Below are 11,997 nucleotides of genomic sequence, written 5' to 3'. Positions count from 1 at the left end.
CCATGGCTGATTATTCATTTTTTTCAAATAAGGACTGCGAATATTTCCCTTGTCACGACAATGTGGATCCGGAAGATTTCAACTGTCTCTTCTGCTACTGCCCCCTCTACGCCCTCGGGGACCGGTGCGGCGGCAATTTTTACTATACAGAAAAAGGCATAAAAAGCTGCGAAAAATGCGGTATCCCCCATTCAAAGGGAGGATACCGCTACGTTAATTCAAAATTTCCGGAACTTAATGAAATAGCCAGGAGAAAAAAATCCCACTAATGCTTTGCGCTCTTTTATTCATAAACGGAAACTGAACCGTGTCTTGCTAAAAGATCCCGTACCGGGTTTGAGGATCTCCTTTAATATTTGTAAAAGTGTTTATACCATGTTGTCAAGTGGCATATACATTGGTAAGCGAAAGCTCCCTGATCGAATCAGCTTATTCATTTTGCGCTCTCTAGATATGAAATAGTTGGCAACAGAATAGCACTAATTATCAATCCCATAATATTAGCAGGCACAGAGCCGATATAAGGTACTTTTTCACTCAACCAATATTGCCAGCAAAGGCTGAACCCTATGGTAGTGATCATGGTTATCAGTGCGGCTTTTGCAGTTGGCTTCTCGCTATACATTCCCATGAGCATTGGAACAAATACTGATACTCCATAGAAGAGCCCGGCTATATATATCACATTGATAATATTGCTACTGAACAGCGACAGAATCATACTTAGCAGAGCGATCACCACTACCAGCACGCGTGATATGACAACGGTTTGTTTGTCTGTTGTATTTTCTCGTTTCGCAAGCTTTTTCAAAAAATCGTTTATAGTAAGTGTCGTCGTGGCATGGAGGATGGAAGTTCCTGTTGAGATCGTAGCTGCGAACACTCCGGAAACTCCGAGACCTATCAAGCCGTGCGGGAAGAATTCAATAAGCATACGCGGAAAGATCGTATTTGTATCCTCGACACCAGGCATCAGGACATATGAGCTGATACCTATCAGACCAATTGCAACAGAAATAATAAGATAAAAAGCTGCTGTGAAGCAAGCACCGAAACGGGCAGTTCCTTCATCTTTGGCCGACACCATGCGTTGAATGTAGTTCTGATTCGTAGAATAATTGAGGAGACACAGAACAAACCAAGAGAAAGGTGTCCAGAATCCCAGTGAAGCAATACTGGTAAACCCGCCAGGAAGCTGACTTGTGATTGATGATAAACCTCCGCCGTTTCTTATCATTACCGGCACTGAGATCAATACTGACAGAACGATTATCACGAAGAGGGCTGCATCGGTATTTACTACAGATTTTAATCCGCCACCAGTCAGAAGAATAACAAGTATTACACTGATCACAAGGGAGATTCTTGTGCTGAACCCAGTAATCGAATACAGCGTTGCACATGCAACTGTAAACTGAACTGATAAAGCAGCTATATTTGTCAGCACATGTGTAACTGTTGCTAAATATTCTACTGCAGAGGAGTAACGCTGTCCGAGATATTCCGGAAGCGTTGCTCCATCCATCTTGTTGAATTTATCTGCAAGCCACAGATCTATTACCAGGAATGCCGGGGCAGCTGCAAGATTCCACCACATTCCACTCATTCCGACCATGTAGCAGTAACCGATAGCAGCCACCAGACCGCTTCCACCGAAATCCGTTGCAGCCATAGAAAAACCCGCCTGCAATTTGTTGATGCTTTTTCCTGCAAGAAGGAATTCATCTGCTGTATTGCTGTTCCTGCCTGAAAAGATACCAACCGTTACTACTGTAGTGATAGCAAGTATCAAAATTATAGTATCTAAAGCGTTCATAACAGATGCCCTTCAAATGATGTTTAAATCGCCTGGTCAGGGACGGATTCTGCGAAAACACCATGTTTTTTCTCATATATGTAAAGAAGGAATGATGCTGCTATTACCAGTACAAGTCCTGCAATATAGAGGAGAATGATATTCCTGTAGCCTGCATTGCCAAGAGTATCTATCCATTTTCCGCATAATGTATATAACCAGAGATCTGTAGAATAGCCTACAGCTGATGCTATACCCATTGATGTTCCCATTATCTCAAAAGGTATCTTTGCTTCAGGAATAGGCGTGTATAACCCTGAACGTGATCCACTGAGAACCATGATGATCAGTACAGCAGCAATTATTGCGATTGTACGACCACTGGCATCCTGTGGTATGAACAGGAAAACGGATGCAAGCGCAATCAGAACAACACAGAAAGTGATCATGAATTTAGGTGTCTTCCACTTGTCCAAAAGCATTCCGCCAAAAGGTGCGCAGATGATTCTTGCAATTGTTCTGTTGAAAATTGTTAAACCTGTTCCGAAAGCTACTGTTGTTCCGAAGACAGATGACATATATGGGTTCAGATAGCTTGAGCCGGTTACTATAATAAACATTCCCATGACGATCAGGCCGTTGAGCCATGTTACAGGATGCGCGATAGCTTTGCTCGCCATCTTGAAATTGAACTCATTTGAAGCCTCGTTTTCTTCTACATCTTTAAGTGCAAACACAATAACAATCGCGACCAGAACCAGGATCACTGCATAAACAGATGTAACGATTCTGAAATTGCTGAGTTTGCTGAGCGCCGCAAGTATACCATAACTTGTAATAGCACCAACAACAGCATAGCTGAGTTCAAAGAATCCGAACACTTTACCTTCTTCATTTTCATCAGCCTGTGCACGTATCAGCTTCAGGAAAGCTGACCAATGGAGAAAGGTCGTGGATACACCAAAGCCAAGATAGCAGACGATCAGTATGGCATATCCATTGACAAGGCTCATCGCAAATCCCAATACCGCAGTAAGTAGTTGTGATATGATTAAAAGTTTTTTCGGAGAGAACTTATCTGCGAGTAAACCGCCGAAAAGGTATCCCGGTGTAGCGGTGAGTGAGAACATTGTCATGAGGAAGCCTGCTTGGGTATTGCTCAAATTGAATGCCTCAAGGAACTGAGTATAGAAAGTAGCACTCAAATATGGTAGATTGTAGCATAATGCTGACATCGTAAGCAGGAAAATCAACAGATATTTTTTTCTCTTATTCATTTTGATATTTCCTTTCTTCTTTAATTCTGAGCTACAAGAGTTCCTTCTTTGTATACGAATTTTGGAAGATTATTCATAACGGTCATGTCTTCGTCAGGATTACCGTCGATCACGACCAGATCGGCAAATTTTCCGACTTCGATGGATCCGGTTTTATCCGCTATACCTGCAATTATGGCACTTGTGATGGTTGCTTCTTTGAGAATAGTCATATTATCCAGCCCAAACTCACTTCTAGCCTTGAATTCAAGTCCCGGATATTTGTCAAACATTTGCATGTCGAGGTCAGTTCCCCAGCCGACTGCAACACCAGCCTCTTCGCACATACAGATCCCTTTCAGCATTTGCGCACAAGCTAAGCGGGACTTTTCCACGAATTCAGGAAGAACACCGCCAGCATAGAGTTCTTTATATAATGTGTACGCGATGGAAGCTGTTGGAACAGTTGCAACAAAATCTTTACGTTGGAGCATGAGTTCCACACACTCTTCGTCCATATAAGATGCATGCTCAATAGTCCTGACCCCATTTCTGATGGCTACCTTGATTCCTTCGTTCCCATGGCAATGTGCTGCTATATAAGTACCTAGTGATTCAGCAGCAGATGTAATAGCTTTTACCTCTTCAGCAGATGTGATGAGTTCACCTGGAACTCCGCCTTCGTTAAGAACTGCGCCAGTTACCATGTATTTTACAAAATCAACACCTTTAGCCACTTCTGTTCTTACAACATGCATCATCTCCCGAGGATCATCGACTTCCCAATAGAGTGAACCAAAGCTGCTGTTGCCCTTTGCTACAGGTGAGACGATCTTCCCGGAAGTGATCACTCTGGCTCCCTGAACGATCCCGCGATTGATGGCGTCACGCACAGTGATACCAGCATAGAAGTCATTTCCAGCATCTCTGATAGTCGTATAACCGTGTTTCAAATATACCTGAGCGTGTTCAATGCAGTCGATGAGATACTCGTTCTGAGACCTTGCCATGGATGCATAGTAGTCCTGATCCTTGAACATAAGATGGGCGTGTAGATCGAAAAATCCAGGAAGGACTGTCATTCCCTTCATATCAACGAAATCAACTGACCTGTAGATGTCCGAACCAGCCTTGAGGATCTCACGGATATGTCTTCCATCGATCACAAGATCTGCCAGACCTTCATTGAAATTACCGGATAGTTCAGGGATAAGTCTGCAATTTTTTAGAATTTTCATTTTAATACCTCTTTTTGTAAACGTAGATGGCTCCTCACAGATATTAACTGATACGACAATTATATTTTTGAGAAAATTTACTTCAAACAACACCGATTCCATTGATAGTAGAATATTCATATGATATTTTTTACTGTGAGAGGAATTTCATACGAAATATTTAAAATATTACGATTAATAAACTAGTTCGATGTTAAATTCCATAAAAATTTTCTAATTTGTGGAATTTGAAACTGCTATTCCTCGGGGGGCAATTTTTAAAGGGGATCAGGTGATAATTGATGAAAAGTATAACTACTATGGTAGGAGAACGTATACGTTTCTTCAGAAAATCCAGAGGGATAACTATAGTTGAACTTGCTGGAAGAATGAATATCAGTAAGTCAGCTATCTCTAAATATGAAAGAGGAGAGTCTGCGATCACATTGGATATTTTGTCAGAAATAGCAAAAGCTTTGCAAATAGATCCTATTCAGTTGCTGGATGAGTCATATCTTCCATCCGAAGGTTCTATTTTCAGAAATTCCGATATTTCTGAAAATAGTTATAATAAATACTTCGTATACACTTTCTTAGGCCATGATAAAGCATACTATAGCAAGAACGTTCTCTTTATTGGTAACTCCACGGCCAAGTTTTATGCTGAGGTGGAAAATGAAACAGAATATTGGAACTGCAAATACTATTACGCAGGAAATGTTTTTAATGATACAGCAAAAAAAAGAATAGTTCTGATAAATCCACTGAATGAACTTGATATCATAATCACGGAAATAGAGAATCCACTAGGGAATACGGAAAAACAGTATTCCTTCTTCGCATCTTTTTCCGTCGGAGTACATTATCCCATAGCCGGCAGATGGCTGATCTCTCGGAAGATAATTAACAGTACTTCTGAACTGGGACGGTTACTGCCATTAACAAACGATGATCTCCGAAGTTTCAAAGCAAAAGGCGCATTCTTTGTACATGGTAAGAATATTCAGTAATCAACTATATAAAAAAGGAAGAACACTATTATGGAATACTGCATGTGGACCACGGCTCATTTACCGCTTACTTTATTTTTTATTTAATAACTATTTAACGTAGTGTGTGGCACTTTGATAAATGCCGGGACAATAGAAAAAAGTCTGTAAAAGTGTTTGACAAGGCCTTTCGTGACAGCAATCATTAATTCATGGAGGGCCTTTTACTGTGACCAGAAAACCAAAGAAACCAGTGCATCATGTCGAAATGACTGAAGGAAAACGTGAGATCATCCGCGGACTGCTCGAAGAGTACGATATAGAGAGCGCTCAGGATATACAGGATGCTCTAAAGGATCTGCTCGGTGGCACGATCAAGGAAATGATGGAGGCCGAGATGGATGAACATATCGGCTATGAAAAATCTGAGCGGGCAGATTTGGATGACCTTGAACGTAATTATCGAAACGGATACAAGAATAAACGAGTCAATTCCAGCTATGGCAGTATGTCCATCGACGTTCCACAGGACCGTAACTCCTCCTTTGAACCTAAGGTCGTAAAAAAGCGTCAGAAGGATATTTCGGATATTGACCGGAAGATCATATCGGTGTACGCAAAGGGAATGACCACAAAGCAAATATCTGAAACGATCGAGGACATATACGGCTTTGAGACCTCAGAAAGCTTTATTTCAGACGTAACAGATAAGATCCTGCCGCAGATCGAAGATTTGCAGAACCGTCCGCTGGAAGCGGTATACCCGATCGTATTCATTGACGCAATTTATTTTTCCGTAAGGGAAGACGGTGTTGTACAGAAACGTGCAGCGTATGTTGTCTTCGGTATCGACGCAGACGGAAGAAAAGATGTCCTGACGATAGATGTCGGAGAAAACGAAAGCAGCAAATACTGGCTATCTGTTCTGAATTCCTTGAAGAACAGAGGTGTTCAGGACATATTGATCCTTTGTTCAGATGGGTTGACCGGAATAAAGGATGCTATTTCGGCCGCGTTTCCGAAAACAGAGCATCAGCGCTGCATCGTACATATGGTCAGAAATACGCTGAAATATGTGGCAAATAGAGACATGAAGGCCTTTGCAAAGGATCTTAAGACTATATATACAGCTCCGGATGAAAAGTCCGCACTGGCACAACTTGATCACGTTACAGATAAATGGAGTCCGCAGTATCCATATGCTATGAAACGCTGGAGCGACAACTGGGACGCCATATCCCCGATCTTCAAGTTTTCCAGGGATGTCAGAACAGCCTTCTATACGACCAATGCCATAGAATCGCTGAATTCAACGCTGCGGAGGCTGAACCGACAGAGGAGCGTATTCCCAGAACCTCAGGCATTACTGAAGTCGCTGTATCTCGCAACATTCGAAGCCACACGCAAGTGGACGATGCCGATTCGCAACTGGGGAAAAGTGCGAGGCGAATTGTCGATCATGTACCCGGAGCGCTTGCCTGAATAGCAGAGATCACAAGATCATATGTACAAGACATGCCCTCCTTGACAAGGGCATGTCTTGACATGGAAAGATCATTCTGTTAAACAATGTTCAAGAGCTGGCAGAAGGAACTGACCAGCCCGCTATACACTTCTCACGGAAGACCTTTATTTACAGAAAAACTTCCATACTCCCGTAAAGACCACGCATATGGCTCTCGATGTCCGCTGTTGTCATTCCTTTGGCGTACATAGAAATGATTTTCTCTTCCATGTCCTGCGTAATGGTGTTCTGATGCTTTTTGATGACCTGGAGCTCAAATTTCCCCTTTCGATCTCTGGGAACATCTATCTCCATGTCACCGTAGCTGGTATGCATGGTCTTCTTTGAATAACCATTCCGGCTGTTGTCCGTTTCTTTGTTCTTGTAATCATATCTGGAATAACCGAGTTCTTCGTTCATCTCAGCGTCCAGTGTACCTTCCAGGATGATGGACATCATATCTCTCATGATCGAATTGACATCTGTGCCATCTTTGATGTGAACGTCATTCTCTTTCAGATAGTTGCTCATCATTTCTCGGAGAGCAGCCTTTTGCGGTGAATCTGATCTTCGTCTGGCCATAAAAACCTCCATACTCGTAAGTCATTCTTACGTTAGTACGGAGGTTTACACAATCTTTGGGATACTCCTGCATTGACATATTTGGCGTTCATGATCGCTGCTCCAACAGCAGGTGTAAAGATGCTGTGTTTCAGCAATGTCTTCGGATGCGGATCTCTGGCGATGTTTCCACTCTTGCCGTGGCAGACCGCAACATGATTCTCTGTTACAGAGAACTTAGCCGGTTCGTACTCGAGAGTCCTGAACACCTCGTCGTCGAATCTTTTCCTTCCCTCCGGAAACTTATCCTGGAGTTCATCCTCAGACAGAGTGTATTCCTTTACTGTGACAGGGAGGCTGCTCACATCTATGGCTCTTTTCTTCGGGAGCCTCCTTCTGGTGGCCTTTACTTCTACCAGCTCTTCCTCGGCATGGCCTTCTGTATCCAGCACGTATTCAGCTTCATTCGCGCCAAGGTCTGCAATCGTTACCTGGTCATCCGAAGTGAACTTCTCGCTCATGCGGCCATACATCTGTGTGAGCATCGCCTTGAGACGGACTTGAAGTTCTTCATTTTTCTTCTGGAGCTTTGTGTTTTCCTCACTCAATTATGAATAACTTCTGGAGAGTGATAGACACGGTTCGTTTACCGTTTACATCGGAATCGTAGATCCTGTCGCCTATAGTCTGTTTTTTCATTAGAAGAGGCTGTAACATTTTTTTCAAATGCAACAGCCCTTCTTCCATTATTTTATATTATTCTCTGTTTATCTTTCCATAAGCCGATTAACCAATCAGGCCTTGATCCATCATCTTCGCCAGTTCCTTCGCATAATAAGTTATATAAATTCCGGCTCCCGCCCTGTAGGCTCCGACCGCCATCTCGCCGATTATCTTCTCCTCGTCGATCCAGCCGTTGCGGGCCGCGGCCTTTACCATGGCGTATTCCCCGCTCACGCTGTAGGTGGCGATCGGGATGTCGGTGGCCTGAGCGACCGATCTCACCAGGTCGAGGTACGCCATCGCCGGCTTTACTATGAGCATATCGGCGCCCTCTTCCACATCGCTAAGGGCCTCCTTCATGGCCTCGCGCGGGTTGTGGAAGTCCATCTGATACGCCTTCCGGTCTCCGAAGGACGGCGCGGAATTCGCGGCATCCCTGAACGGACCGTAAAACGAAGAAGCGAATTTAACGGCATATGACAATATCGGCGTGTTCTTGAACCCGTTTTCGTCCAGCCTGTTCCTTATGGCCAGGACCCTTCCGTCCATCATGTCGGAGGGAGCCACCACGTCGGCCCCGGCCTGCACCTGGCTCAGCGCGATACGCGAAAGGTATTCCAGAGTCTTGTCATTGTCCACGTCGTGGTCGCACAGGATGCCGCAATGGCCATGCGATGTGTACTCGCACATGCAAACGTCCGCGATGGCGATCATGTCCGGAAAAGTCCTCTTCGTCTCCCTGAGCGCCCTCTGAACGATGCCGTCCTCTGCATAGGCCTGGCTCCCCACCTCATCCTTGTGATCCGGGATCCCGAACATCAGGATGTTGTTCACCCCGGCCTCCTGCAGCTCCTCGAGTGCAAAAGGCAGCTGATCCACGCTGTACCTGTACTGCCCCGGCATCGACGGGATCTCGTCTTTAACGTTCTTTCCATCAATGGCAAAGATCGGATACACCAGTGAGCTCTTGTCCATCCTGGTCTCCCTCACCATTCTCCTCATCGCCTCGCTGCTTCTAAGTCTTCTCGGTCTCTTCAGAAGTTCCACTACATACCCTCTTTCTTCATATCACAAACAAGTTTCAACAGACTATCCATGGTGGCCTCCCCGGCCACATAAGTCTCCATTCCAAACGATCTCGCCGCATCAGCCGTCTGCCTTCCAATGCAGGCAGCCTTCACCCTGGAGTGATCGAGGCCTTCAGTTGCCTGGACGAAACCCCTCACGGTAGAGGCGCTGGTGAACACGGCGCAGTCGATCTCTCCTCTGGAAAAAAGCTCTTTCTCATCCACCACGCCGCGGCGCGCCGGCACCGTGTCGTAGGTCGCCACGTCGTCTACAGACGCACCCGCCTTTTCCAGATAACGGACCAGTGCATGGTTCCCCGCCGAAGCCCTCGGAATGAGCACCCTGTCACCCGCATTGATCCGCATGGCAAGTTCCTCACCCAGGGTGTCCCCGTCGAACCTGGACGGGATCATGTCGGGATATATCCCGATCTCTCTAAGCTCCCTCTCCGTTCCCTTTCCGATGACGGCTATCCGAACCGGTGCCAGAGAGCGGACGTCCATCCTGAGGCGCTCCATGTTTTTCCTGAGCACCTTGACGCCTGTCGGGCTGGTGAGCACAAGCCACTGGTATTCGCCAATGTGGCCCAGGGCATCTGCCAGCTCCGGGCACGGCTCCCTTGGAACGGTCTCGACAGACGGCAGCTCCAGGACCTCGGCACCTGCCATGCGAAGCTTCCCGGCCATCCGGGATATCATCCCCGCGGGCCTTGTGAGGACCACCTTCCAGCCTCCGAGCGGCAGGCTCTCGTACCAGCCGAACCTGTCGGCAAGCTGGCAGACCTGACCCACCACTATGATGCCGGGAGTCTCTGCCCCCCGGCGCTCCACCTCATCTGCAAGAGTTCCCACGGTGGCGATGATCCTCTTCTGATGGGCCGTGGTGCCCTTTTCCAGCAGCGCCGCCGGCGTTTCCCCGGCCATTCCGGCATTCATCAGCCCGGAGCATATCTCCCGGAGGGAGCTCACCCCCATGAGGAATATGAGCGTTCCCTTCGTGCGGACCAGGGCATCGAAATCGATATCGTAGTCCTTACCGGCCCTTTTGTGGCCGGTGACTATGTGCAGTGAGGACGTGAAGTCCCTGTGGGTCACCGGGATGCCGTTGTATTCCGGCACCGCCAGCGCCGAAGTCACTCCCGGCACCACCTCGTAGCCGATGTGGTTCTCCGCCAGGAGCTCCAGCTCCTCTCCACCTCTCCCGAAAAGGAAGGGGTCTCCCCCCTTCAGTCGCACGACCTTGTTGCCTTTCAGCGCCTCATCCAGGAGCAGCCTGTTTATCTCCTCCTGCGGCATGGTGTGATGGCTGGATCTCTTTCCCACGTTGATCAGGCGGGCGCCATAAGGGAGCCCGGAGAGGAGTGCGTCCCCCACCAGGCTGTCGTACACGATCACGTCGGCCTCTTCCAGGACCTTCCGGCCCTTCAAGGTCATGAGCGCCGCATCTCCCGGGCCGGCCCCGACCAGCCAAACCTTTCCTGAACTCATCAGATGTATCTTCCTTTCATTCTCTTCGCAAGGGCGATCCCAAGGTCTTCGGCCTCCTCCGAGGGGCCGTCTATGCTGTCCTTGTGCCACTGCCCCGTGGGATCGTGGTAGTAGAGGCCGGTCAGGTGGACGGTGTTTCCGTCGGTCTTGCCGTAAGCGGCGACGGGAGACGTGCACCCTCCATCGAGGTACCGGACAAAAGCCCTCTCGGCCAGCGAGCAGACGCGCGAATCCCGGTCGTCGAACTCCTGGAGATATGCATAATCTTCGCCTCTCCTGCCCTGGACCACCAGAACTCCCTGCCCGGCTGCTGGCATGATCTCGTCGGTGCTGAAATACCTGCTGATCCTGTGCTCCAGCCCGAGCCTCTTCAGCCCGGCGGCGGCCAGGACGAGTGCGCCGTACTCGCCTCGATCCAGCTTCTCCAGCCTGGTGAGGACGTTTCCCCGGACGCTTTTGAATTCGCAGTCCGGCATGAGCTGCGCGAGCTGAAGCTTCCTCCTCAGGCTGGAGGAGCCGATGGGCCTGGTCCTGTCCAGCCCGGATGCACCCTCAGGCAGCACCAGCACGTCCCTCGGGTCTTCTCGCCTCGAAAACGCCACCACCGGCAGTTCTTCCGGAACGATCATCGGCATGTCCTTCATGCTGTGGACGGAGAGGTCAGTCCTGCCGTCCAGGAGCGCCTGATCCAGCTCCCTGACAAAAAGCCCCTTTCCGCCTATCTTGTCCAGGGTCTTGTTCAGTATCCTGTCCCCGGTGGTGGTAAGGCCGATTATCTCCGCCTCCATTCCCTGCTCCTCAAGAAAATCCCGGACGATCTCCGTCTGTATCATGGCCAGCCGGCTCTCTCTGCTTCCTATTCTTATTATCTCGTTATTATTGTCTGTCATCACAGTCCTGCTCGTTCTCCTGCTGAGATCCTCCATCCAGCATTTCCTCTATCCTGATCCTCAGCTCCTTGACCCCGGAGTGATCCACTCCGCTGCCGTTTATTCCGATCACCGTCTGGTTTTTCTCCACGATCGCCGGGAAAAAGAAATCGCACAGGCCGTGGTCGCTTGCGGCATTCACGAGGATGTTCCTCTCTCTGCAGTCGTTTACGATCCGCACATCCGTCTCTTTATCCCCTGTGCAGGCGAAAACCAGATCCGCATCCTCCAGAAACGACGGATCATAACGATCCCGCTTCCAGAAGATCTGACCGCTCCGGGCCATCTCGCCTAGGGTTTCCGAGGCTTCCGGTGAAATCATGCAGATGTTTTCCGCAAACCCGTTCAGAACGCCTATCCTCCTCGTGGCGATATTCCCTCCGCCGAAGAACAGTATCTTTTTCCTGCTCACATCGACGAACAGCGGAAAATAACTGGAATGTCCCATATCACAACGTCCTTTCGAAT

General features: G+C 47.9%; 12 protein-coding genes. 3 read left to right on the top strand and 9 right to left on the bottom strand.

Features of this window, described 5'->3' with window-relative positions:
* Positions 1–2: 2 nt before the first annotated feature.
* Positions 3–269, top strand: coding sequence for a cysteine-rich small domain-containing protein (locus BQ7382_RS03220; protein WP_077390713.1), 267 nt, complete (start codon positions 3–5; stop codon positions 267–269).
* 164 nt (positions 270–433) lie between these two features.
* Here BQ7382_RS03220 and BQ7382_RS03215 read toward each other — a convergent pair whose 3' ends face one another.
* The 3 genes from BQ7382_RS03215 to BQ7382_RS03205 are packed head-to-tail and all read right to left on the bottom strand — an operon-like array spanning position 434 to position 4,409.
* Positions 434–1,816: a sodium:solute symporter family protein gene (locus BQ7382_RS03215; RefSeq protein WP_077390712.1), complete on the bottom strand. Its 1,383-nt coding sequence runs from the start codon at positions 1,814–1,816 to the stop codon at positions 434–436.
* A 23-nt stretch (positions 1,817–1,839) separates the two neighbouring features.
* Entirely contained in the window at positions 1,840–3,078 is a 1,239-nt protein-coding gene (locus tag BQ7382_RS03210; protein ID WP_328587315.1) for an MFS transporter, read from the bottom strand.
* A gap of 14 nt (positions 3,079–3,092) precedes the next feature.
* A complete protein-coding gene (locus tag BQ7382_RS03205; RefSeq protein ID WP_077390710.1) occupies positions 3,093–4,409 on the bottom strand; it encodes a metal-dependent hydrolase family protein in 1,317 nt (438 codons plus the stop codon).
* A gap of 161 nt (positions 4,410–4,570) precedes the next feature.
* On the opposite strand from BQ7382_RS03205, the gene BQ7382_RS03200 reads away from it, so the two are divergent.
* Positions 4,571–5,278 carry a helix-turn-helix domain-containing protein gene (locus tag BQ7382_RS03200; RefSeq protein ID WP_077390709.1) on the top strand — a complete coding sequence of 236 codons (708 nt, stop codon included), beginning with the start codon at positions 4,571–4,573 and terminating at the stop codon, positions 5,276–5,278.
* A gap of 247 nt (positions 5,279–5,525) precedes the next feature.
* Positions 5,526–6,743: an IS256 family transposase gene (locus tag BQ7382_RS03195; protein WP_077390708.1), complete on the top strand. Its 1,218-nt coding sequence runs from the start codon at positions 5,526–5,528 to the stop codon at positions 6,741–6,743.
* 147 nt (positions 6,744–6,890) lie between these two features.
* Here the strand turns inward: BQ7382_RS03195 and BQ7382_RS03190 are convergent, their stop codons facing one another.
* From BQ7382_RS03190 to BQ7382_RS03165, 6 genes are all read right to left on the bottom strand, one after another.
* On the bottom strand, positions 6,891–7,292 hold the full coding sequence (locus BQ7382_RS03190) for a transposase (protein ID WP_235847928.1): 402 nt from the start codon (positions 7,290–7,292) through the stop codon (positions 6,891–6,893).
* Positions 7,293–7,375: 83 nt separating this feature from the next.
* Complete coding sequence (locus BQ7382_RS03185; protein ID WP_077390707.1) at positions 7,376–7,930, bottom strand: hypothetical protein; 555 nt, start codon at positions 7,928–7,930, stop codon at positions 7,376–7,378.
* Positions 7,931–8,108: 178 nt separating this feature from the next.
* The gene (hemB, locus tag BQ7382_RS03180) at positions 8,109–9,092 is read right to left on the bottom strand and encodes a porphobilinogen synthase (protein WP_077390706.1); all 984 of its coding nucleotides are present in this window, start codon (positions 9,090–9,092) and stop codon (positions 8,109–8,111) included.
* Positions 9,092–10,600, bottom strand: a complete 1,509-nt coding sequence (gene cobA / locus BQ7382_RS03175; RefSeq protein WP_077390705.1) for a uroporphyrinogen-III C-methyltransferase — start codon at positions 10,598–10,600, stop codon at positions 9,092–9,094. The genes hemB and cobA overlap by 1 nt, the downstream gene beginning before the upstream one ends.
* The gene (hemC, locus tag BQ7382_RS03170) at positions 10,600–11,490 is read right to left on the bottom strand and encodes a hydroxymethylbilane synthase (RefSeq protein WP_077390704.1); all 891 of its coding nucleotides are present in this window, start codon (positions 11,488–11,490) and stop codon (positions 10,600–10,602) included. The genes cobA and hemC overlap by 1 nt, the downstream gene beginning before the upstream one ends.
* Positions 11,477–11,977: a precorrin-2 dehydrogenase/sirohydrochlorin ferrochelatase family protein gene (locus BQ7382_RS03165; protein WP_077390703.1), complete on the bottom strand. Its 501-nt coding sequence runs from the start codon at positions 11,975–11,977 to the stop codon at positions 11,477–11,479. The genes hemC and BQ7382_RS03165 overlap by 14 nt, the downstream gene beginning before the upstream one ends.
* Between the last annotated feature and the right edge of the window lie 20 nt (positions 11,978–11,997).

Origin of the sequence: Mobilibacterium timonense (assembly GCF_900155555.1) — a bacterium.
Classification (GTDB): Bacteria; Bacillota; Clostridia; order Peptostreptococcales; family Anaerovoracaceae; genus Allobaileyella; species Allobaileyella timonense.
Note: the sequence above shows the minus strand (reverse complement) of the source record. Positions and strands in the feature narration are given on the sequence as shown.